The sequence below is a fragment of the Novosphingopyxis sp. genome (assembly GCF_965218915.1).
Classification (GTDB): Bacteria; Pseudomonadota; Alphaproteobacteria; order Sphingomonadales; family Sphingomonadaceae; genus Novosphingopyxis.
On record NZ_OZ244711.1, the window covers coordinates 60,352 to 81,796 of the forward strand.

Below are 21,445 nucleotides of genomic sequence, written 5' to 3' on the forward strand. Positions count from 1 at the left end.
TGCTTGTTGCGCCTGCTCGCGCGCCTTCCTACAGTGAGTCATGATCAATCCCACTGAAGCGCTCAGGGCCGAAGTCGCCGGGCTGCGAACCGACGTCCAAGCTCTCACGAGCGGCCTGATGCTGATGCTCGAAGTACAGGAGACACACGGCGAACTGCTGCGCGAGCTGGGCGAAGCACTGGGACAGGAGCCGGACGGCCCCAGCCCGGTGGCGGAAGCGCTCGAGGCGCTCGCAGCAATTGGCCGAGACCAGACCGCCGCGATTGAACGACTCAGCCAGCGTATCGTGGGCGCCACCCTTCGCGGCGTCGGGTCGCCGGCGTCGTAGGCGGTCCGCCGGGTGCTGACCTACGCCACCATCGCCGCGGGATCGGGGGCAGGGGGTAAGGCGCTCGCCGAATACCTGCTGCAGACGCTTCCGGTCGAGCGAGCGGACCTGGCGAGCTACTATCAGCGCGGGATGCGTCCCGACCTGGCCGGCACGCTGGGCGATGACACCTTTGCGGCCGAGGCGACCCTGCTGGTGAAGCAGGGCACGAGGCTGGACGATCTGCCAGACGCGCTCGACGCTGCCGTGCAGCGCCGCCATGCCGGGTTCGTAGAGCGCTACCTGGCCGGCGAGCGCGCAATCCCGGAGGGCGAGGCTCTGGCGCGTCTCGCCGAGCACGTGGTGACCTCGGGCAACCCGGCCGACGAGGCCGAGACGGTTCTCACGCGCTTGCGCGAGGCGGCTTCGGACGCGGCCGAAAGTGATCGCATCGTCCAGGCCTTTCGGGATGCCGAGAGCGCCGCGTTCTATCGCCGCGACAAGGTGCTCGAAGCCGTGGAGCGCGGCCTCTACGGGCACAGCACGGCCGAGCCGAGGCGGGACATGCACCCGCACTTGGGCGAGATGCTTGGGCTGGACTCGCACCGCGTTCCCACGGCCGACGAGATCGGCCACATCCTCTCCGGGCGCCGCGCGAACGGCGAGGAGATCGAGGGCAAGTCGCGACAGAAGGGGACGGTGAGCCTGTCCGATGCGCTCGGACTCGACTCCTCGCGTCCACCGACATGGGACGAGATCAGTCACATCCTCGACAGGCGCCGGGCGGATGGGACGCCGATCGCCGGGCCGGGCACTGAGACAGCGCGGCATCGCTTTCTGGATCTGCTGGGCGTGAGGGCGGCCGAGCCTGACCAGAACCAGGTGCGACACCTGATGGCCGGGCGCATGGTGGACGGCAGCGAGCTGGACACCGACGCGTACCGGCGTGGCGTGGAGGCGAGCAAGGCACGGATCGCGGCGGTGGACCTGACGTTCTCGGCCGACAAGTCGGTGTCCATCGCCTGGGCGCTCGCGCCGACGGAGGCGGAGCGGAACATGCTCGCCCAGGCGCACAAGGACGCCGTGGCGAGCACCATGGCCGTGATCGCGGACGAGCTGGGACACGCGCGCCGCGGCAAGGCCGGGAGTGGCGGAACGGAAGCCGGGCACATCACTTGGCTGGGCTTCGACCACTACGCGAGCCGGCCCGTCGTGCCGGTGGCGCGGACGGACGCGCAGGGCAATCCCTACACGGAACTGCTCAGCTTCGGCGCGGCCGGGGACCCGGCGCTGCACAGCCATATGCTCGTGCCGTCCGTCGTGATGACCGACACGGGCCGGGTCACGTCGCTCGACTTGGACACGATGGCGGGCAAGACGCACACCTGGGGCGCGTTCTACCAGGCGTTCCTCGCGACGAACCTCAAGCGCCTCGGCGTCGAGGTCGGGTTGGACGAGCGCACGGGCGCGGCGCGGCTGTCCGCTATCCCCGAGAACGTGCGGGACGCCTACTCCAAGCGCACGAGGGACGGCACGGAGGCGGCGCGCGAATACGCTGCGACCCAGGGCAAGGACTGGGACAGCCTCTCTGACCGGCAGAAGGTTGGCCTGGTCCACGCCAGCACCCAGGCCCGGCGCCGAGCGAAGGACGCGGCCGGCGGCAACCAAGAGGATCGCGTGGCCGATTTCGTTGCCTGGGAGCGGCAGGCCAAGAGCATGGGCTACGCGCACAAGAGCGTGCTGGGCGCGACGCCTCCGCCTGCGCCGAGCCGCGACGATCGGCTCCAAGGTGCCTACCAGACTGCGTTGCGGCTCCTGGACAAGGTGTTCGTCGGCACGGCGAAGGTGGACGGGGAGAAGCTGCGGGAGATCGCCGCGCGCGGTCTCATCACGACGTCGATGGAAGATGTCACCGACGTGAAGGCCGTCACCCGCGCCTTCGCTACACGGGGCGTTCGCCAAGATGGGCGGGATGTCGCTCTGATCTGGGGCGAGGACCCGGCCGTGCGCGGCAAGGCCCGGATCGGCGTCACCACGACGCTGCACGAGGCGCAGGAACAAGAGGTTGTGGCCGGGTTGCGGGCAGCGGCCGGGGACAGGTCCGCCGCGCTCTCCAAGCGCGCCATAGAGGCCGCCGTGACGCGAAGCGGGCTGACCTTCGACGGCGAGCACGGACGGGCGCAGCGGGCGGCAATCGATGCGCTTGGTACGGGCGGACGCTTTGCGGCGTTCATCGGAGCGGCCGGAGCGGGCAAGAGCAGCGTCTTGCGTCCGCTGGTCGATGCTTGGCGCCAGGACGGCAAGCGCGTGTTCGGGACCGCGCTGGGAAATAACCAGACGGACGCGCTCGAGGACGCCGGCATCAAGGCTGCGGATCGAGCGGCGCTCGATCCATTTCTCAAGCAAGCGGCGGCAGGCAGATTCGAGCTGGCTCATGACTCGGTGGTGGTGATCGAGGAGGTCGGGCGCGTCGGCACGCGACAGCTTCGCGAGCTGATGCGGCTGCAAGGCGAGCTCGGGTTCAAGGTTGTCGCGGTCGGCGATCCCGAGCAGCTCCAGAGCATCGAGGCGGGGCACGTCGTCGGGCTCATGCGCCGCGCCCTGGGCGAGAACGCCATCCCGGAGATCGCCACCACGCTGCGGCAGCGGACGGACGAGGAGAAGCTGACGACGAGCTTGTTCCGAGAGGGGCAAGCGGCGGAGGCGATCGAGCGCAAGCGCATGGACGGGACGGCGATCCTCGTCGCCGGTGATCACACGGCGGTGGTCGAGCGGGTCGCGGCGCTCTGGCGCGAGCGGATCGAGATCGGCGCCGAGGTGACGGTCAGCGCGCCGACGAACGCGGACGCCCGCGCCGTTGCCCTCGCCATCCGCGAGCAGCGCCGCGCCATGGGCCAGATCGGTGCCGATCTGGTGAGCGTCGACGCGACCAGCCGGAGTAGGTTCAACGCCGGCGTGGGCGAGGACTACGACATGCGGCTCGCGGCGGGGGATCGCGTTCGGCTCTACGAGCGCGCCACCGCCACCTTCTCGGCAACGGACGGCTCGGGACGCACCACGCACGGCAACATCGGCAATAACGGGTCGGTGCTGGAGGTGCGCGGCATCACGCCGGAAGGCCTGGCGCTCCGCAACGTCGCCGGGCGCGAGGGCCTGGTTCGCTGGGAGACGCTGCGCGACCAAGAGAGCGGCCGCATCCGGTTGGGCTGGGGAGACGCGCTCACCATCGATGCGGCGCAGGGCAGCACGGTCGGCCAGCACATCCTCGCCATGCCGAGCGGCTCGGCCGGCGTGAACGGCTACCAGGGCTACACGGCGGGGAGCCGGCATCGCGATGAGACGCTGATGGTGGTCGGGGATGCAGCGGAACGCCGGGAGATTACAGCCCGGCGGCCGCGAGGTGACTTCCGGCCGATCGGCGAGGGAGACGTGTGGGAGAACGTCGCGCAAAACCTCTCGCGTAAGCCGGAACGCTCGTCGGCGCTCGCCTTCCTCGATCGCGCGGTCAACGTGCGTCGCGGCACGGTGCGGGCCTTCCAGGGCGAGCTGGAGCGCATGGAGCGGCGGCAGGCCGAGGGAAAGGCGCCGACAGCAGAGGCCAAGGCACGAGGCCAGGCGAGCGCTGCGAGGGAAACCGTCCGGCGGCATAGGGCGGCAGCGCAGGAAGCGGTAGCACGCCCGGAAAGATCTGTACGGGCGCGGATGGCGAAGGTGGCGCGGCGGGTAAGGCCGGCCCTGGATCGAGCGCGGAAAGCGGCACGCAAGCTGCGCGAGGTGGCCGGATGGGCGAACTGGGGGCTTCGTGGCGCTTCGGAGCAGCGACGTCATGAGCGTAACGCGGGACGCCGGCGCTAGTAGAGGAAGCTTTGCGCTTGGTTTCATACCGCCAAAGGCCGGTGCCCACCCTTGAACATTTAATCGGCGCGGCGAGCAACAACTTCACCCCAGGTTTGAGCAAATAATGCTTTTGGATCGTTGGCCCACGTCAGTAAGCAGGCGATTTCGGCCGCACAGAGCGAGGCAGTAAGTTTTCCAGCAGCGAACGGACCAAGCTCAGCGGGATGTTCTCGCTCTACGCTCGCGCTGAAAACGATGTCGCTAAATCCGCCCATGTTTGCGAGCCCCGGACCATTACTTCCAGCGAAAGCGTCTCCGTTGTTGTAATGGACGCTTAAAAATGTCCCGATCGCGGCGAGCAGTGCTGGGGTGCGCGGAGCAATAAGTATTCCACCCCAGTCGGGACTGCGCAGCGCAAGGATACCGCCCGGAGCAAGAACGCGTTTGCGTGCAAGGTCGCAGGTGATTGTGCCCGGGCCGCATCCGCAGTCCAAAACCGCGATTCCGACCTTTAGGTGAGGCAGCAGAAAGTTTGCTTGAGCGCTGGCCGACCTGCGCGCCAATACGTTCGATATTTGCTGCTGCACCTTTTCCTCCAATCCGGTCCCACAACGAGATCAGTGTCAATTACGCGCTTCCGCTAGATCCGGAACCGTTCGTGGAAAAACCGGAGGACGCCGAAAGCAACGCCACACGCTGTAAGATAGGCGAGGTCCCACGAGATGCGGCCGACGTCGCCGGCAAAGTAGTGCAAGACGGCCGCAAACGCGAAGGCTGGAACAGCGAGCCGCAGCAAGAGGCGCAGGAACCAGAGCACGAAGCGCAGCGGCGCTGTTGCAGCACCGTAGAGGCTCTCGCCGATCGCGCGGAACAGGCCCGGCTCGGGGGACACGGGTGCCGTCATCGGCCGCGCCCTCGCCGGGTCGGCTCCGCGGGCCGGCTCTCCTGGGCCTCACGCCGTGTTTCCCGCACCTCTTCACGGCCTATGGAGGCGCGCTCCTGCGCGCGTCCCATGGCGACGAGGCGCTCGCGGTACTCCTCGCCGAAGCTACGGCTGTCGGCAATTGTGGCGGCCTGGTCGCGGCCCTGACCGCCGCGGTTGCCGGTGCTGGCGGAAACATTCGTGGCGACATCGAGAGGCAAGAGTTTGGCGGCGGCATTTGTCGCATCGTCTAGTTTGTAAGACACGCTATTGTAACGACCCGTGGCATATTCGGCTTTTGAGGTCGTCTCCACTACTCCTGCTGATCGCAACGCGGCTGCGGCAGCAGGATTTGCCCACGCCGCATCGAGACTGCGCCGGGCTTGCCCATCCAGGAGCATCTGATCCTTGAGCGAATAACCTAGGTTCGTTCGTGCAAAATCCGCGGTGTCTGCGGCTTGCGCGACGCGGTGTACTACGTCGCGTGGAGATGCGGATGGGGACAGGTCTTTGAAGAGGTACTCGGAGACCGGTGGTGGCGGGGGCAGAATGACGCGAAAAGTGTCGGTGCCGGGATAGTCTTCAAAAGAGACGCGCTTCGTTCTGTCAGACATGAGCGACCTCCTTGAGCGGTACTTCCGTGGTTGCGGCACAGGTCACCACGCTGATGACACCGAGATCGAGCGCGTGTCCCCCGTATATGAGACAGGAGTATTGGCCCCGTGGGGTGCTCACCTCATAGCGTGTTCTGTTGAAGCCGGCGTCGTGCCGGTTGAGGACCTGGATGACGGGTTGGCCGAGATAGGTTTCGGTTTCTGCCCGTATCCGCGCGTCGGGCAGCAGGGTTTCGGGGCAGCCGCTCAGTGCCAGTGCGGCCGAGAGGAGGATCGCGCGCATTGCTATTCGGCCGCCTCGGCGGGAATCGCCGAGTGGACTGGGCGTCGAACAAATCGATTGTCGCCGGCGATGCTGTTCTCCCACTCGCGGCGAAAATAGAGCGGTACGCCACAGCGGATCGGGGCGCAGCCGGCGGCTAGGACGAACATCTCGTCGGCGCGCGCCTCGCGGATCTCGTCGGGCTTGATAAGGCTGCGCTTGATTTCGTGACGGTTCGTGTTCCGCCCGCGCGAGCGCGTGCCCAGCTCGAAGCCCTTGTTCGACGTGCCCCGGTTGTCGCCCTCGCTAGTGGCCTGCACGCCATGTTCGCCGATTTCCTTGGACAAGGACTCTTGCGTGCGGCGATCCAGCACTCGCGCATAGCCGCGCCAGGACAGGTTCGGGAACCACAGGTCGCAACCAGCCTTGCCGCGGCGGCCCCAGACCTCGTCAATTTCGGTCTCGGACAGATGCGGGAGGTGCAACGTGGCGCCGTATTTGCGGCCGGTGTCGCGCAGCAGCTCGAAGGCGACCACGCGCCCGATAGTGCCCATCTCGTCCGGGATGATAAGGGTACGGCTGTGATAGTTCCCGTTCGCCTCGATGAAGGCCCAGGCAAAGGCGTCCAGCGCAGCCCGAACGATACCCGGGGAGAACTTGAGCGCATCAAACCCGACGTGGATGTAGACCGTCGTCGGGCGCTCGGTGATCTCGCGCGGCGACAAATCCGTGCCGGAAAGGAAGTCGGCGGCCGCGTCGTCCAGCATCCAGCGCGTGAGCTGAGTGGCGGAGAAGTAGGCGCCGCTGAACGTCTCCTCGGCCAGGCCCATGAGCGTCCTGGCACCGAGCTTGGCGGCCGTGCACGGGCTGATCGCCGCGATCCCGGCGAGGAGATTTTTCATGTCCTTCTCAGCCGTCGTGATGAGATCGCGCAGGGTGCGCAGGTTGCGGTGGTGGCGGGGCACGCTTTCGTCCCAGAGCATGTGACCGAGCAGCGCGGCCACCATGTTCCGCCCGGCGTCGTCGAAAATGCTGTCGGCGTCGCGGTCGCGCTCCTCGCCGCACAACGAACCGACGACGGAGAGCACGCGCCTCGTGGCGTTGGGAGATTTGGGGTCGATGCCGCCCAGCAGGTCAAGGGCATCGCCCCCGAGAGCAATCCGGATTACACGATTGCCCATCGCCTCGCGCGCGCTCTGGGTCAGGTCGGCGATTTCGTCCGACGGGTCGACGACGATGGCGGAGCCACGCCAGTGCATCAGGCGCGTGGCGATGGAGGCGGTCTTTCCGCCGCCGCTGCCGGAGACGAAAATCGAGTGCGTCGGCCCCTCGATGCACGGATCGACCAGGAGCGGCACCTGGCCGCCGGGTCCCCAGGTTGCTTTGTCGCGCGACCTGAACTCGAGCGCGCCAACCTCGGACAGATCCATGCGGACGGCCTCGCCGATGACAAGGAAGGGCTCGCCAGACGGGTCGGGCTGGAAGCGGTCCCGGGCCTCGTTCATTGGCAGCCAGTCGGCATGGCCATGATTGTCAGTGTCGGCCCGCTCAATGGGCTTCACCGGCTTCCGCATGCCGACCGCGAGCAGGCGGCTCCAGCGCAGGGCGCGGAGCCGTGCGAAGATCGCGGCCACGATGAGGAGGGCGGCAACGCTCGGCAGGAACGCGGCGGCGATGAGCGCGCCTAGCAGCTTGGGGGCACCGCGCGCGTACGGCAGCGCGTCGTACCAGAGCGTGAGTTCCCACTCCAGGCGTACCCGGCCAAGGCCATAAGTGTTGCTCAGATAGGCGAACAGGTAGCTCGAGGCCGCGAGCCAGCCGAGCGCGAGCAGCAGCGGGACGGCGACGACGGCGACGGCCGCTGCAATCAGGCCGCGGCGGCGCATGCAGCCAAATCCTCCTCGGCCTTAACCCAGACCTGGGGCGCGCTGAACCCGTCGTCGCCGCGGGCGAGCCACACCACGATGTCGAGGTAGCGGCGCAGAAGCGAGCGGGCCTTGCTGTCGGGAAGGGTCGCCGCACCCGCGTGCTGCTTGAGCATGAGCTCCAACGCGTCGAACGCCTCGCCTTCCTCCGCATGCCAGCTCGTCATGCCGCCGGGGTGCCCGGCGGCGAGCGCCTGAATGAAGGCGAACGCCTCCGGTCCGCGGCACTCCTGCAGCATGATGCGGTCCGGCCGCATGCGCCGGGCGGCGCGAACGCAGTCCTCGGCCGAGATACCGGGCTGGCCAGGCTCGGCGAAAAACAGGGCGACGTGGTTGCGTTGCCGGAGTGCGCCGAACTCGTCGGCGTCCTCGGCTGTGACGATGCGCTCGCCCTCGGGGATCTCCTGCAGCAGGCGCTTAATAAAATCGGTCTTGCCGCTGCCGGTCGCGCCGCAAGCGCCGATCGTGCGGCGGCTGCGCACGGCAAGCTTCCAGAACTCGCGCCACCGCTGCGCGCGTTTCAGCTCGATCAGGGCCAGATCATGAGCCGTTGAACGCGGTGCGCCGGCACGGGAGAACATCCCCTCGAAGTCGGGATCGTCCACGCGACGGGCGACGGTGGCGGGCTTCCGGACAGTCAGGGAGATGACGCCTTGCCGCGTTGCTTTGGGACGGCACGCCTGCAATCGCTCGCCATCGGGCAGGGTGCCGCGGGCGAGCGGATGCTTGTCGTCGAACTCGGCGCCGGCGGAGTGGGCGGCATAGACGGCGATGGTCTCGATCCGTTCGAACGTGGCCGCCGGAGCATCGTGCCAGGTCCAGATCCCGTCGCGCTCTACCCCGATCTCGCCGGGCCGGTTGACAACGACTTCCGTGGTCAGCGGATCCGCGAGGGGTGTACTAAGGCCACAGACATCCAGCAGCCGGCGGAGCGGGCGTTCGCCGGGTCTCACCTTCCGGTCTCCGAGAGCGCGTAGGCGTCCGAGAAGTCGATGGGCTGCGCGACCAGCAGGCCGATGCGCGAACCTTGGTTGACCCGGAGCGTGTTGCGCACATTGGCCGAGTTGCGGATCACCTCTGCAAGCGCGTAGTCGATGCCGCCCACATTGATGTTGGTGTAGCTGCTGCCGCGCTGCTGCAACGCCGTTTGCGCGGCACCGATCGCGCCCTGCGTGGTGAGCAGGACCAGGGCTGAACCGATGCGCGCCCAAGGATGAGTATCCAGCTCGCCGTCGAAGCCACCGCGGCCCAGGCCATCGCCCATGGGGAAGCTCCCGAGCGGCACGGGGACGCCGTTTGGGGTGATGGCGTAGCCTGCGACGGCGCCGACGCGGTTCTCACCAAGGCCGATGTCGCTCTGGTAGTCGCCGACGATGCGGGTTCCGGCCTCCATCAGCTTGACGCCCAGAGGCGAGTAAACCGTTTCGTCGGTATGACAGAACACCTTGCCGGGCTTGGTGGTGTCGAGGGCGTTGTCGAGCAGGCACGTCACCACGCCCGGCATCATTGTAAAGGTCATGTCCATCGCCGGGCCGGCCTTGAGGCCGGGGATGGCAGTGGGCTTGAATGCAACGGTGCTCTTACCGGCCTCGGCTCCTGTCCGATTAGGGCCAGCTTGCGGCGCCCCTTCGGGCTGAGACCTGTCACGCGGGAACGCTCCAGGCGTGAAGGTCAGCATTCGGGGCGGGCGAGGGCCAGTAATCTCTGATCTACTCGGAGCGCCGGGGGGTGGCCCGAAAGCATCGCGGACTTGGGGCGGCGGCGGAGCCGGAGGGGGCGGGGCCAGGTTCACCGGCGGCATGGCGTTCGCCACCGGAACGATACTGCGACGAAACTCGGGCGTGGGCACGAACTGGCCGAGCTGCTGCCCGACCGCAGAGGCGTGCCTGACCGGCGTCTTGTGGGCGTCGCGCCAGAACACGAAGCCAACGACGACGGCGCAGCCCACGGTCCAGAGGGCGATCAGGCGCCAGCCGGACCGCCAGCGGCGGAAGCGGCCGCCACGCGAACGTCCCCGTTCGGACTGCTCGCGTTCGTCCCGATCGTTGGGCGGGTCAACGGCCACGGCCGGCGCTCCTGAGCACGCGCCTGACACCGGGCGAGACGGTTCCGGTGCCCGGATCAGCCAAGCCGCCCGTCGCGGGGTTGATACCGGCCGGGTTGTAGGCGCGGTTGAAGATGTAGAGCGCGGTCTGGCCTGAGTAGAGATGCATCTCCTTGGCCACCCGCGGCACGACAAGTGTGTCACCGCGCATGAAGGGAATGAGCGCCTGCTCCTTGCCATCCGGTCCGAGCACGAACACCGAGGGCGGCCGAAGCTGGCCCTGGTAGCGCAGGAACGTCATCTGGCCGTTGTCGCACACGGACACGGGGGCGATGGCCGCGCTGCCCCAACCGACGTAGCGAGGGTTGCAGGCCGGGCCGAGTTCGCCGGCTGTTTCCGGACCGGTGCCGGCGGCAGCAAGGGAGGTGCGCGCCTGCGCTTCACGAGCGGCAGCTTGGCGCTGTTGCGCCAACGCGATCCTTACTTGGGAGGCGGCCTGAGCTTTCATTGCCTGCTCGGCGCGCTCGACTTCACTGTTTTTCACGATTAGGCCGAACGTGGCCTCCGGGGCGTCCTCACTCCCCGCCGTCCCTTCGGCACGTGCGCCCGCGCCGGTCGAGGCAAGCGAGGCAGTGACGCCGGAGGGCTCCGGCGGCGCCGGAAGCGCGGTCAGGTCGAACTGGTAGGGGTATTCGTGGCCATCCGCGTCCACTGTGGTGACGACGAGGTTCGTGTGGCCGGGCTGCACGGGCCAGAGAGGCAAGTTGTTCTTGAGCGCCATGGCCTGACCGTTGCCGCTGGCTTGCGGACCTTCCCAGATCCCTGCGGTGCCGAAAGCGACCCGGTAAATCGCTTCCTTGGGGTTGAAGGTGATGTTCGCGACGCGGCCGACGACTCCTGTCAGCCGAATGCGCTTGAGCGGCGATGCGGTCACGGCCTGCATGTGATCGGTAGGACCGGCTGTTGGCTGCGGGGCAGGGGAGGTGGCGCCGAAGACAGCGGCAGGGGTCGCGAAGGCGGTCCCCGCAGCGAGAGCGAAGGAAAGCGATGCCCGCGTGGTCATGCGTCTCCGCTCCGATAGTCGAGGCACTGGAAGCCGGTCAGGTTAAGCGACCGGTCGTCGTCGCTGACGGCCGCCAGGTCAGGACGCCAGACGAAGGTCACGACGGCTTCGTAGGGCTTGGCGGCGAGTTGCGCGCCGCCGACGATTTCAGTCCGCTGGAACGTCACGCGCCAGACCTGGGCGTCGCCGGATCGTCCCAGCGGCCAGAACTGGAACCTGTCCACCACGACGCTGGTCTGGTTGCGGTATTTCGCGGCCGGCGAGCGCGGATTCTTGGGCGAGAGCTCGTCCGCGAACCGGGCCTGCATGGCTGGGTCGGACATCACCGCGATCTGGTGAAAATTGAGCGCGTAGGCGTCCGGGATGTAGGTCTCGGCCGCGGCGATCAGCTTGCGGAGGTCTGCCTTGGCCTGTTGCTCGCCAAACAGCGTCCGTGGTGCATCCTTCGCCAGCACGGACGGAGCGACTTGCTGCGAACCGAGGTCGAACGGCACGAATTTCACCTCCGTCGTCTTGAGCGGGAAGAGCGACGCGGCGGCGACGATGCCAGCAACACCGATGAGCGTGCCGGCGGCGCCGACGATGTAGCCGCCGACGCGAATCGCGCGGCGGTTGGCCCTGATCTCCTGGTCGAGCGCCTTGCCCTGCTCGTAGAACTCCTGGCGATCTTCCGCTTCGAGTTCTCCGGCGGCAGTCCAGCCGCCCGGCGGCGAGGGAACGGCGCCACTCATGGACGCCCCGCGGTCGCGATAACGTCGAGATCAGCGGTCGTGGGTTGCCACTGGCCCGGATTGAACGCGAAGGGAGTGCCTTCCGGCTTGGGCAAGCCTTGGCCCGTGCACGCGGTGAGAACCAGGGCGGCAAGGGCGAGAGTGAGGGCGCGGCGAACCAACGGGACCTCCTATGACTTGGCAGACGAGAGGGAACGGCGTGCCGCGGCGATCGCGCCGGAGCTGGCAGACCCGGCCGCACTGGCGCCCGCACGTGCGGTGTTGGCGGTGCGGGAGGCGAGAGCGGTTGCCGTAGTGGGGATGCGTGGGAGTTTCTGCAGCCGTGTACGCTAAGGGGTTGGCTGTGGGGTATCCGGCATGAGGGCGAGTTCGCGGTAGAGCGTTGATCGGCCGAGGCCGATTTGGCGCGCGGCGGCGCTGGGCGATAAGCCGCTACGGATCAGGGTTAGCGCCGCCTGCAACTTCTCTTCGTCGAGCGGCGGCCGGCCTGGACGCTTGCCGCGGGCCCGCGCGGCAGCAACGCCATCGCGGGTACGTTCGACGATCAGGCGCCGCTCAAAGTGCGCGATGGCGCCGAACACGTGGAACACCAGCTCGCCGGACGCGGACACGGTGTCGAGACGCTCCTCCAGCGAGCGGAACCCCAGCCCACGCGCCTTGAAGCCCTCCACGGTCACGAGCAGTTCCCTGAGCGAGCGGCCGAGCCGGTCGAGGCGCACGACGCACGCCAGGTCGCCCGGGCGCGCGTAGTCCAGCAGCGCTGCCAATCCAGGTCGGTCGAAGCTCTTGCCCGAGGCCACGTCCTCGAACACGCGGATCGCGCCGGCCTCGTCGCGCAAGCGGCGGCGCTGAACCTCCAGGTCCTGCTCGGCGGTGGAGACGCGGGCGTAGCCGATGACGTCGGGCACGTGCGTTCACGCGCTCTGCCGCACGCCGGACAGGGCGCGCTCCACGGCTGCCTCCGCGTGGATGCGGGTTGTGTCGAACAGCGGCATCGGGCTGTCCTGCGGCCCGACCAGCAGCATGATTTCCGTGCAGCCTAGGATGACGGCCTCGGCGCCGCGCTCGACCAGGCCCGCGATCACCGCCCGGTAAGCATCGCGCGAGCCTGGATCAACTCGGCCCTGCACCAACTCGTCGTAGATCACCCGATGCACCAGCGCACGGTCCGCATCGCCCGGCACCAGCACGTCGAGCCCGAACCGGTGCTGGAGCCGTCCCTTGTAGAAGTCCTGCTCCATCGTGAACGCCGTGCCGAGCAGGCCGACGGTCCGGACGCCCCGCGCTCGGATGCGCTCGGCCGTGGGGTCGGCGATGTGCAACAGCTGGATGCGCACGGCCGCCTGCACCTCGTCGGCCATGCGATGCATGGTGTTGGTGCAGATTAGGAAGAAGTCGGCGCCGCCCCGCTCCAATCTCCGCGCTGCGTCGATCAGCAAAGCCGCCGCCTCATCCCAGCGTCCGGCGTGCTGCAGCGCCTCGATCTCGCCGAAGTCGAACGACCACATCAGGCAGCGCGCGGAGCGCAATCCGCCCAGACGGTCGCGGACTGTTTGGTTGATGATGCGGTAGTACTCGGCCGAGCTCTCCCAGCTCATGCCGCCGATCAGTCCGATGACGCCCTGCTGCGGCACGCTGCGATCCTCGTCCGTGTGATGCCTAAGTCCCAGAACCGAGCGGTTGCTGGACGAGCCCTGCCACGGGCTGATTTGGCGCCGGAACGGGTCCATAAACTACGTCCAGAAAGAGTGGCCCGTCCAGGTATCCCGAGTAGGTTTCCGGGACGCCGCCTCCTGCCCTGGACCCCCATGCCCGCATCGTCTGTCCAACTTCTCGCGCCGCAGGCGCGGGTCCTCCTGTTCGACCCGCCGACCGATCGCGACGAAGCTCTTCGCCGTTGTGCGCTGGCGCCGGAGGACCTGGCGCTCGCGCGACGGCATCGACGCGCGCACAACCGACTGGGCTTCGCGGTGCAGCTCGCCCTCGTGCGCGACCTCGGCCGCCCGTTGCGCCCGGACGAGGCGCTGCCCGGCACCGTCGTTGAGGCCGTCGCGGACCAGCTCGGCGTGGAGCCGGCCGTGTTCGAGCTGTATGCCCGACGGGACGGCACACGCCGCGAGCACGCCGGCGAGATCGCGGTGCTGCTGGAGTTGCGCGCCATGCGCCAGGCGGACTACCGCGCTTCGATCCGGGCGGCCGCAGCCTGCGCGGCAGGCACGGACAAAGGTGAGCCTATCACCCGCGCGGTGATCGACGACTTGAAAGAGCGTCGTATCACCGTGCCCCCGCCCGCCCTCGTGGAACGCCTGGCGCTGGCTGGCCGGGCCTGGGCGCGGCGGCAGTCCCATCGCGACCTGATCCGCGATCTTCCCGACCAGGCACGGATCGGTCTGGAAGACCTGTTGACCAAGCGTGCGGAGGACGGGCGCACCCTGCACGGCTGGATCGGCGAGGTCCCGGAAGGGCCGAAGCTGAAGAACCTTGCGGGCGTCGTCGCGCGCCTGCAGGTGCTGCGCCGCATCGGCATCAACGACGAGCGGCGACGCACCGTCCACGCCAACCGTTACGGGGTCCTCGCCCGTGAGGCGCGCATCCTGCCCGCGCGCGAACTGCTGCGCTTCTCCCCCGAGCGGCGGCTTGCCACCCTCGCCGCCTTCGTCATCGAGCGCCAGGCGGCGTTGACCGACCTTGCCGTCGAGATATTCGACAAGCTGGTCGGGACAGCCCGGCGCAAAGCCGACATCCGGCACGAACAGAACCTGCTCGCACGGGCCAAGGCGCTCGCCTGCGTCGCACGCGACCACGCCACCCTGGGGCAGAAGGCCCATCTCTACGAAAACGTACGGTAGCGGTATTGGACGCAATGTTGAGGGTCGGGTTAGCGGCGGCCTGATGGTTGGTTCGTCAGAAGGGCATGCAAGCCGAGTTCGACGTCGCTCATGGCCAAGACACGCTCAATGGTTCCTTTGCGCAGCTCAGATGCCAAGGCGAGGACGTCGGCCGTCACGGCGCGCAAATGCCCGTTCTGTGCCTCCATGCGGTCCAGTTCGCGTGTTTGATCGGCTGACAGCCTTTCAGTCCGCCAACGGCTGATCTGCTGGGCATAGATATCGACGAATTCCAGCTGCTCGGTATGAACCCGTTCAGTCCGGTCAATGGTAGCGTCGTCGAGCACGTGCGGTCTCGTCCGGGCTTTGGTTAGGGTTTCCATGTGCTCGCGCGTGTCCTCCAGCGCGCCATCGATCATGCTGGCGATCAGCGGCATCTCGCTGATCGGCTGCCAGTTCACCGGATCTTTGTGGGGCATGCTGGGTCCTTTCGCTCAGGTCATGACGGGTTCGGGCGCTGCATCGACCCGTCGGCGGGGTGACTGGAAGTAGCTGCCATTCGCGATGACGTGGGCGTGCATCAAGGGTGAGACGCGGGCGAGGTCCTCGTCGCGCACCTCATGCCCGGCGGTGCGGAGTTGGTGGACGATCCGCGTGATGTGCACGGTGTTCCAGACCAGGACTGCGTTGGACAGCAGACTGAGGCAGCTGGCCTTGTTCATCACCTCCTCGTAGTCGCCGGAACGGAAGCTGCCCCAGTTGGCGAAGAACAGCGACTTGGCGAGGATGTGGCGGAACTCGCCACGGTTGAGCTGCAGCTGGATGGCGTCGCGCAGCAGCGGCTCTTGGATATAGCGCAGGATGTGGATGGTCTTCATCAGGCGGCCGAGCTGGGTGAGCGCGCCGGCGAGGCGGTCGGATGCGTTCGCGTTGGCCAGGCGCTGCATGACGACATGAGCCGGGGTAAGGCGGTCCTTCAGCGACGCCGCGAGCCGGACCAACTGGTCCCACTGCTCGAGAATGAGTTCGACGTTGATGCGACCGCGCAGCAGCGGCTGCAATGCGCCGTAGTCAGCCGTGCGGTCGATGCGACTGAGCACCTGGTCCGGCAGGTCTTTCAGCCGTGGCACGAAGGCGATCCCGAGGAGCGCACAAAGTCCGAACAGGTGCTCGGTGAAACCGTGCGTATCCGAGGTGTGCTCCCGGATCGCGAGGACCGTTTCGTTATCGAGAATGCCGCCGAGAACGTAACCGGCCTCGCGTGGCGCACAGGAGATGGCCTGGGTGGCGTAGACGCTGTGCTGGTCAGAAGTGTGCGTGTAGAGCTGGAGCGCCCAGTCATAGTAGCCGAAATAGCGTGGGTAGACGCTGCCGAGCAGGCTGTCGCGCTCGACGGCGAAGCGCTGGCCGTCGGAAGACGAACGGCGGCCGTCGCCCCAGAGAATGCTGAGCGGCAGACTGTTGTGGTGGTCGACCAGGATGGTGTTGGCTGCCTTGATCGTACTGTCGCGCAGGAACCATCGGCTGGTGTCCTGCAAGGCCTCGGCGGTGAGCGTGTCGACGCTCTGGCTCATCGCGGCGAGGCCGAGATTGGTGCCGTGCGCGATCAGGGTGGCGAGCAACGAGCGGTGTGGGTCAGCGCCGCGGGGCTGGTAGCCGCCGAGCGGCTGGAAGGCTCGGGTGAAGCCGCACCACTCGTCGACATCTTGCAGGAGATCCTCGATGCGCACGCGGCCCAGGCTGGCGCCGACCGTGGCGCGCAGCTCGCGCAAAGCATGGGGGACCGGCATGGCGTCGCGCTGTTTGAGTTTGAGTCGGCCATTGTGGATCGCGGCGAAGCGGTTGCCGGGCAGGCCGCGTTGTGCCGCGTGTACGGCGCGGTCGAATTCGGCGCCGAGCCGGGCCAGGAAAGCGTGCCCGTCGGTCGGCAGCTCGAGGCGTTGATAGGCCTGTTCGCGTGTCTGCTGCCAGTTCCGGTCGTCGTAGACCAGATTCCAGAACGAGACATGGTCGCGACTATGCGCCAGAAACAGGCCGCCGGCGCGGAGCGCGTCGCGAACCGCGAGGGCCAGCGAGATTTCCCAGATGGCCCGGTCGAGTTTCCGGGCGATCTTATCACCGGTGATCAGGTAAGGGCGCCACTCCGCCGGCACGAAGCCGTGCGGGTCGTTGGCCGTGAGCGGGCCGCGCGTGCCGGCGTCGAGTGCGCGCATCGCCGCGACAGCCTCGAGCAAGGTCTCGCTGCCGGCAGCGGCCTGAAACGGCAGGGCGAAGAAGGCCGGCAGGTATTGGCGCAGCACGCCGTAGCGGGCCAGCATGGCATCGAGATGGCCCCTCGACTCAAGCCGCTCGTAGGCACGGCAGGCGATGGCGGCTTCAATTAGCGCCGGCGGGTTCTGTGCGTCGCGGAAGGTGGCGACGGTCTCAGCGCCGCCGGCCGCGATCAGCGCATCGACGGCGCCGAGCACGCGGTGCAGCCCGTCGCGGGCCCGGCGACGCAGGCTCTTGCGCTGCCGTTCGACCGCGTTGCGCGCCCGCCGGTTCATGGTGGTCAGGAACAGGTCGTTCATGTCGACGATCTGATCGAGCAGCGTCTTGCGCGCTTCGATGAGGTAACAGGCGACGAGCGCATCGCGCTTCGGTTTGACGAAGCGGCGTAGATCGCCGGCGTCGTAGCGGCGCCCGAGTTGGCCGAGTTGGCGCACGATCCTGGGATCGACGTCATCCAGGCCGGCGCCGCCCTCGACCAACTGCTCGATCAGGCGCAAGCGCACGATGTCGCCCTTGATGGCCGCGGCATTGGCAGATTTCGGATAATCTTTGAGTCGGAACAGGCTCGAGCGGGCATCGCCGTCGGGCACTTCGACCAGCAGTTCGATGTCGGCACGCAGCGTCTGCGGCAGGCGTGCGGAGATGGTGGCGAAGAGATCGGCCGTCGTGTGGGCCATGACGGCGGTGACGATGCGCTCCAGCGTGCTGGCGCCGGGCAGCAAAATTCTCCAGCCGCGCAACCGGTTCTCCGCGCGGGCCAGCATCTCCGGAGCTGACCGGCCTTCCAAGGCACCCTCGCGCAACCAGGCGCGCAGGTTCGCCTCCGCGGCCGCGTCGAACCGGCTCAGGCCCAGGTGGCGACGGATGCGCTGGGCCTGGACCCGCTCAGTGGGTTCACGGCCGGCACGATCAAGAAACAGTATCGGCGGCAGACCGAGCTGGCGCGAGAGGTGGTTGACGATCTTGATCGGCGCACGGCGGTAGTCGTCGAGGAAACGGCCGTGCGCGCGCAGCCAGCAGAGCTGGACGGCGAAGCGGCGGCGGTGATCGGGACCGCGGCATGCTGCGATTACGGCGAGGTCTTCTGACGTCAGGCTCCAGTGCCGCGCCAGCACGTCCTCGCTCGGTTCGAAGGGCGTCGTCATTGGCCGAGGGATGCCTGTGTGATGGTGGCTTCGGGTTACCCGCCGACATTGAGGTGCGAGCGCTCCAGGTCGGCCGCGAGATCATCGCGGGATGGTCGCGTATAGACGGCGGTGGTGTCGAGTGACTCATGGCCGAGCAGGCCGGCGAGTTCGACCAGCTTGCCGGGATTGTCGCGCAAGTAGCCCAGCGCAAAGGTGTGACGCAGCGTGTGCGCCGAAACCGGCACGCGCGTGAGCCGGGCGCGCCGGGCGAGATTGGCGATCACGGCCTGGATGGTGCGCACCGGCATTGCGGTCTCCCGGCTGCTGGTGAACAGCGCCGCAGATCCCGCCGCCGTCCGATGATCGAGGTGCTGCCTGACTGCGCGACGGGCCGTGGCGTTCAGCGGTACGTCGCGCGCCTTGAGCCCCTTGCCTTGCCGGATGCGGACGCTGCCGGAACGGTCGCTCATGCTGATGTCGGCGACCGTCAGGGCCGCGACCTCGCCGACACGCAGCCCGGCCTGGAGCATGATCTGCACCAGCGCATAGTTCCGCGGCGCCAAGCCGTGGGAAGAGGCGCCGGCAGCCCGCAACAGAGCGTGCGCCTCGATATCGGTCAGGCCAACCGGCTGACGATTCCGGACGGTGCGCATCGGCCGAACGTTGCCTGCGGCATCGGCATTCAACGCGCCGGTTCCGCGCGCCCACCGGCAGAGCCGGCGCAAGGCCTCCAGCCGGCGGTTGACTGTCGCCGGCCGGTGCCCGGCGGCAACCATATGCTGGCGGTAGGCGATCAGTTCGTACTCGGCCAAGCCCTCGATGGTGAAAGGCGTGTGCTGGACGGTGCCATGCCAAGCGAGGAAGTGGCGCAGGTCGTATCGGTAGCCGCGCAAGGTGGCTGGTGCGAGATCGTCATGCGACAGGCTGGCGAGGAACGGGCTCATCCAGCTCGGCTCCGTAAACGGGCTGCCTGGCGATGCTGGTATTGCACGCAAAGTCATCCCCCGCGTTAGCACCCCGGTTTCTTGCGTGCAATACGCCAGTCCTGACGTGCTTACCGCGTCCAATCCATGTTGCACGCCATGATTGCACGCAGTAAACGGCCTAACCGGTCCGCTTCAGGAATGAAATCAGCCAGTTTCAGCCAAATTCGACGAAATATCGGCCGTGTTCCCGTTTCTTACCGTACGTTTCCGTTCAGATGGGCCTTCCGCCCCACCCTGGGCCGGGCGCTGCTGGAGGCGCGCACGGCCGGCGCCAGCCTGTCGGACGCGATCGAGCAGGCACTGGGCTGGGAGCGGCTGAGCACAAGCGTCGAGGAAGCCGACGGCGCAGTCGGCGGCGACGAGGCGGGCGACGGCATTGAGGAGATGGTTGGTCGTCACACTTCCCTGCGCCGGGTCGCCGCTGTCCTGTTCGAGACCTTCGTCCTTCGGTCACACCGTGCAGACGACCCGCTGCTCGCCGCGGTCGGCCTGTTGCGCGAGCTGCAAGGGGGCAGCCGCCGCAAGCTGCCCAACCGCCTGCCCACTACATTCCTCCGTCGCGCCTGGCGCCGGCGGGTCAAGGCCGGCCCGGACGGTCTCGACGCCAAGGCTTACGAGGTCGCCGTCATCGTGCACCTGCGCGACCGCCTGCGCGCCGGCGACGTCTGGGTCGAGGGCAGCCGCGCCTACCGCCGATTCGACGACTACCTGCTGCCGCAGGCCACCTTCGCCGCCTTGCGCGCCGATGGGCGGCTCGGCCTCGCGCTGCCCGACACCGCCGCGGCCTGGCTCGAGGCGCGCGGCGCGGTCCTGCGCGAGAAGCTGGACGCCGTTCTCGCCGCGAGCGCCGCCGGCAAGCTCGTGGATGCCTCAATCACCGAGGCCGGGCTTAAGGTCGCCCCGATCCGCCGCGAGCAGCAGGACCACGCCCGCGCGCTGAGCCGACGGCTCTACGCCCTGATGCCGCGCATCCGCATCACCGACCTGCTCGTTGAGGTGAACGGCTGGACCGGCTTCGCGGACCACTTCACCCACTTCCGCACTGGCGAGGCCGCGACCGACCTGCCGGCGCTCATGGGCGCGATCCTGGCCGATGCCACCAACCTCGGCCTGGACCGGATGGCCGAGAGTTCGCGCGGGCTGACCATCCACCAGCTCAACCTGGTGATCGACCGCCACGTCCGTCCTGAAACCTACGCGGCCGCGCTCGCCGCCGTGGTGGACGCCCAGCACGCCGAGCCGTTCGCGGCAGTATGGGGGCCGGGCAGCACCTCGTCGTCGGACGGCCAGTTCTTCCCCGCCGGTGGCCGCGGCGAGGCGGCGTCGGACTACAACGCCCGCCAAGGCTCCGAGCCGGGCTCGGTGTTCTACGGCTTCATCTCCGACCGCTTCGCCTCATACTACTCGCGCGTCATCGCCGCCGCAGCCAGCGAAGCGCCCTACGTGCTCGACGGCCTCATGCACCACGAGAGCGCGGTCGAGATCCACGAGCACGCCACCGACACCGCCGGCGCCGTCGAGAGCATCTTCGCGCTCACCCACGCCTTCGGCTACCGCTTCGCCCCGCGCATCCGCGGTCTCGCCGACCGCAAGCTCTACGTCACCGAGCGCGGCATGGGCGACAATCTGCCTGATGCGGCGTTCGGCGGCGTGATCAACCGCCCCGCCGTCGAGGACAACTGGGCCGAGGTGCTGAGGGTCGCCGCCTCCATTCGCGCCGGCACCGTGCCGCCCTCGGTCATGCTCAAGAAACTCGCGGCCTTCCCACGGCAGAACGCGCTGCACCGGGCGCTGCGGGAGATGGGACGCGTGGAACGCGCGATCTTCACCTGCGACTGGCTGCTCGACCCGGAACTGCGTCGGCGCAGCCACGGCAATCTCAACAAGGGCGAGAGCCGGCACGCGCTGGCGCGGGCCGTGTTCTTCCATCGCCTGGGCGAGTTGCGCGACCGCACCGCCGAGGGCATGGCCCACCGCGCCTCCGGGCTGAACCTGGTCGTGAACGCCATCGTGCTCTGGAACACCACGTATCTCAGCCGCGTCGTCGCCTACGTCCGCAGCCAGGGCGTCACGCTCACCGACGAGGCGCTGTCCCACGTCGCCCCGCTGAGGTGGGACCACATCGCCCTCACCGGCGATTACCTCTGGTCAGACGTGGGTGCCCCGCGCGAGCGCTTCAGGCCACTGCGCACCCGCCGGTTCAGGCCAGAGGCGTTCCAAGTCTCACAACCCGCTTAGCGTACACGGCTGCAGAAACTCCCACGCATCCCCGTAGTGCCGACCACTGCCATCACGGGCGTGATGTCGACGGCGCCGCCGGAGACGATGCCCATGACGAGGCCGCGAAGCTCGAAGAGCATGTAGCCGCAAACCACGAAGAGCAGGAGGCCGCCGAGGAGGAGTTGACCGAGATGGACGACCTGGCCCGCGAGCGCGGAGCCGTCCTGCCCGACCGTCGCGACCTGACCGATGATTGCGGCTTCGGCGCCCGTCACGAGCACCAGCAAGGCGACGATGAAGGCTTGTAA

20 protein-coding genes are annotated in these 21,445 nt (G+C 68.0%); 4 read left to right on the top strand and 16 right to left on the bottom strand.

Going from position 1 to position 21,445, the window contains the following annotated elements; translation table 11 throughout:
* Positions 1 to 40: 40 nt before the first annotated feature.
* The gene (locus ACOQPC_RS16455) at positions 41 to 328 is read left to right on the top strand and encodes a hypothetical protein (protein ID WP_420608296.1); all 288 of its coding nucleotides are present in this window, start codon (positions 41 to 43) and stop codon (positions 326 to 328) included.
* Between the two features lie 12 nt (positions 329 to 340).
* Positions 341 to 4,162 (top strand): MobF family relaxase, encoded by a 3,822-nt coding sequence (mobF, locus tag ACOQPC_RS16460; protein WP_420608297.1) that lies wholly within the window; start codon positions 341 to 343, stop codon positions 4,160 to 4,162.
* Between the two features lie 59 nt (positions 4,163 to 4,221).
* Here mobF and ACOQPC_RS16465 read toward each other — a convergent pair whose 3' ends face one another.
* The 12 genes from ACOQPC_RS16465 to ACOQPC_RS16520 form a co-directional block, all read right to left on the bottom strand.
* Entirely contained in the window at positions 4,222 to 4,743 is a 522-nt protein-coding gene (locus ACOQPC_RS16465; protein WP_420608298.1) for a hypothetical protein, read from the bottom strand.
* 41 nt (positions 4,744 to 4,784) lie between these two features.
* Complete coding sequence (locus ACOQPC_RS16470) at positions 4,785 to 5,048, bottom strand: hypothetical protein (RefSeq protein WP_420608299.1); 264 nt, start codon at positions 5,046 to 5,048, stop codon at positions 4,785 to 4,787.
* Entirely contained in the window at positions 5,045 to 5,680 is a 636-nt protein-coding gene (locus tag ACOQPC_RS16475; RefSeq protein ID WP_420608300.1) for a hypothetical protein, read from the bottom strand. The genes ACOQPC_RS16470 and ACOQPC_RS16475 overlap by 4 nt, the downstream gene beginning before the upstream one ends.
* Positions 5,673 to 5,963, bottom strand: a complete 291-nt coding sequence (locus tag ACOQPC_RS16480; protein ID WP_420608301.1) for a hypothetical protein — start codon at positions 5,961 to 5,963, stop codon at positions 5,673 to 5,675. The genes ACOQPC_RS16475 and ACOQPC_RS16480 overlap by 8 nt, the downstream gene beginning before the upstream one ends.
* A gap of 2 nt (positions 5,964 to 5,965) precedes the next feature.
* Positions 5,966 to 7,828: a type IV secretory system conjugative DNA transfer family protein gene (locus ACOQPC_RS16485; RefSeq protein ID WP_420608302.1), complete on the bottom strand. Its 1,863-nt coding sequence runs from the start codon at positions 7,826 to 7,828 to the stop codon at positions 5,966 to 5,968.
* On the bottom strand, positions 7,810 to 8,820 hold the full coding sequence (locus ACOQPC_RS16490; RefSeq protein ID WP_420608303.1) for an ATPase, T2SS/T4P/T4SS family: 1,011 nt from the start codon (positions 8,818 to 8,820) through the stop codon (positions 7,810 to 7,812). Before ACOQPC_RS16490 ends, ACOQPC_RS16485 begins: the two co-directional genes overlap by 19 nt.
* Positions 8,817 to 9,932: a TrbI/VirB10 family protein gene (locus ACOQPC_RS16495; RefSeq protein ID WP_420608304.1), complete on the bottom strand. Its 1,116-nt coding sequence runs from the start codon at positions 9,930 to 9,932 to the stop codon at positions 8,817 to 8,819. Before ACOQPC_RS16495 ends, ACOQPC_RS16490 begins: the two co-directional genes overlap by 4 nt.
* A complete protein-coding gene (locus ACOQPC_RS16500; RefSeq protein ID WP_420608305.1) occupies positions 9,922 to 10,854 on the bottom strand; it encodes a TrbG/VirB9 family P-type conjugative transfer protein in 933 nt (310 codons plus the stop codon). Before ACOQPC_RS16500 ends, ACOQPC_RS16495 begins: the two co-directional genes overlap by 11 nt.
* A 116-nt stretch (positions 10,855 to 10,970) precedes the next feature.
* The gene (locus ACOQPC_RS16505) at positions 10,971 to 11,705 is read right to left on the bottom strand and encodes a VirB8/TrbF family protein (RefSeq protein ID WP_420608306.1); all 735 of its coding nucleotides are present in this window, start codon (positions 11,703 to 11,705) and stop codon (positions 10,971 to 10,973) included.
* Entirely contained in the window at positions 11,702 to 11,866 is a 165-nt protein-coding gene (locus tag ACOQPC_RS16510; RefSeq protein ID WP_420608307.1) for a type IV secretion system lipoprotein VirB7, read from the bottom strand. The genes ACOQPC_RS16505 and ACOQPC_RS16510 overlap by 4 nt, the downstream gene beginning before the upstream one ends.
* Before the next feature lie 168 nt (positions 11,867 to 12,034).
* The gene (locus ACOQPC_RS16515; RefSeq protein WP_420608308.1) at positions 12,035 to 12,613 is read right to left on the bottom strand and encodes a recombinase family protein; all 579 of its coding nucleotides are present in this window, start codon (positions 12,611 to 12,613) and stop codon (positions 12,035 to 12,037) included.
* 6 nt (positions 12,614 to 12,619) lie between these two features.
* Positions 12,620 to 13,435, bottom strand: a complete 816-nt coding sequence (locus ACOQPC_RS16520) for an aspartate/glutamate racemase family protein (RefSeq protein WP_420608310.1) — start codon at positions 13,433 to 13,435, stop codon at positions 12,620 to 12,622.
* Between the two features lie 78 nt (positions 13,436 to 13,513).
* Between ACOQPC_RS16520 and ACOQPC_RS16525 the strand changes: the two genes are divergently transcribed.
* Positions 13,514 to 14,554 carry a DUF4158 domain-containing protein gene (locus ACOQPC_RS16525; RefSeq protein ID WP_420608312.1) on the top strand — a complete coding sequence of 347 codons (1,041 nt, stop codon included), beginning with the start codon at positions 13,514 to 13,516 and terminating at the stop codon, positions 14,552 to 14,554.
* A 29-nt stretch (positions 14,555 to 14,583) separates the two neighbouring features.
* On the opposite strand, the gene ACOQPC_RS16530 is transcribed toward ACOQPC_RS16525, so the two are convergent.
* From ACOQPC_RS16530 to ACOQPC_RS16540, 3 genes are read right to left on the bottom strand one after another with little or no spacing between them, the layout of a single operon-like run.
* Positions 14,584 to 15,012, bottom strand: coding sequence for a hypothetical protein (locus ACOQPC_RS16530; protein WP_420608313.1), 429 nt, complete (start codon positions 15,010 to 15,012; stop codon positions 14,584 to 14,586).
* 15 nt (positions 15,013 to 15,027) lie between these two features.
* The gene (locus ACOQPC_RS16535; RefSeq protein WP_420608314.1) at positions 15,028 to 17,949 is read right to left on the bottom strand and encodes a Tn3 family transposase; all 2,922 of its coding nucleotides are present in this window, start codon (positions 17,947 to 17,949) and stop codon (positions 15,028 to 15,030) included.
* Positions 17,950 to 17,984: 35 nt separating this feature from the next.
* Positions 17,985 to 18,875 carry a tyrosine-type recombinase/integrase gene (locus ACOQPC_RS16540; protein WP_420608316.1) on the bottom strand — a complete coding sequence of 297 codons (891 nt, stop codon included), beginning with the start codon at positions 18,873 to 18,875 and terminating at the stop codon, positions 17,985 to 17,987.
* A 180-nt stretch (positions 18,876 to 19,055) separates the two neighbouring features.
* On the opposite strand from ACOQPC_RS16540, the gene ACOQPC_RS16545 reads away from it, so the two are divergent.
* On the top strand, positions 19,056 to 21,155 hold the full coding sequence (locus tag ACOQPC_RS16545) for a Tn3 family transposase (protein ID WP_420608317.1): 2,100 nt from the start codon (positions 19,056 to 19,058) through the stop codon (positions 21,153 to 21,155).
* Here ACOQPC_RS16545 and ACOQPC_RS16550 read toward each other — a convergent pair.
* Positions 21,152 to 21,424, bottom strand: coding sequence for a hypothetical protein (locus tag ACOQPC_RS16550; protein ID WP_420608318.1), 273 nt, complete (start codon positions 21,422 to 21,424; stop codon positions 21,152 to 21,154). The genes ACOQPC_RS16545 and ACOQPC_RS16550 overlap by 4 nt on opposite strands.
* Positions 21,425 to 21,445: the final 21 nt, after the last annotated feature.

Excerpts from the sequence above, each read along its gene's own strand:
- ACOQPC_RS16455 (WP_420608296.1), top strand. The coding sequence starts at position 41 with ATGATCAATCCCACTGAAGCGCTCAGGGCCGAAGTCGCCGGGCTGCGA.
- ACOQPC_RS16470 (WP_420608299.1), bottom strand. The coding sequence starts at position 5,048 with ATGACGGCACCCGTGTCCCCCGAGCCGGGCCTGTTCCGCGCGATCGGC.
- ACOQPC_RS16475 (WP_420608300.1), bottom strand. The coding sequence starts at position 5,680 with ATGTCTGACAGAACGAAGCGCGTCTCTTTTGAAGACTATCCCGGCACC.
- ACOQPC_RS16480 (WP_420608301.1), bottom strand. The coding sequence starts at position 5,963 with ATGCGCGCGATCCTCCTCTCGGCCGCACTGGCACTGAGCGGCTGCCCC.
- ACOQPC_RS16485 (WP_420608302.1), bottom strand. The coding sequence starts at position 7,828 with ATGCGCCGCCGCGGCCTGATTGCAGCGGCCGTCGCCGTCGTCGCCGTC.
- ACOQPC_RS16500 (WP_420608305.1), bottom strand. The coding sequence starts at position 10,854 with ATGCAGGCCGTGACCGCATCGCCGCTCAAGCGCATTCGGCTGACAGGA.
- ACOQPC_RS16505 (WP_420608306.1), bottom strand. The coding sequence starts at position 11,705 with ATGAGTGGCGCCGTTCCCTCGCCGCCGGGCGGCTGGACTGCCGCCGGA.
- ACOQPC_RS16520 (WP_420608310.1), bottom strand. The coding sequence starts at position 13,435 with ATGGACCCGTTCCGGCGCCAAATCAGCCCGTGGCAGGGCTCGTCCAGC.
- ACOQPC_RS16525 (WP_420608312.1), top strand. The coding sequence starts at position 13,514 with ATGCCCGCATCGTCTGTCCAACTTCTCGCGCCGCAGGCGCGGGTCCTC.
- ACOQPC_RS16530 (WP_420608313.1), bottom strand. The coding sequence starts at position 15,012 with ATGCCCCACAAAGATCCGGTGAACTGGCAGCCGATCAGCGAGATGCCG.
- ACOQPC_RS16535 (WP_420608314.1), bottom strand. The coding sequence starts at position 17,949 with ATGACGACGCCCTTCGAACCGAGCGAGGACGTGCTGGCGCGGCACTGG.
- ACOQPC_RS16540 (WP_420608316.1), bottom strand. The coding sequence starts at position 18,875 with ATGAGCCCGTTCCTCGCCAGCCTGTCGCATGACGATCTCGCACCAGCC.
- ACOQPC_RS16545 (WP_420608317.1), top strand. The coding sequence starts at position 19,056 with ATGAAATCAGCCAGTTTCAGCCAAATTCGACGAAATATCGGCCGTGTT.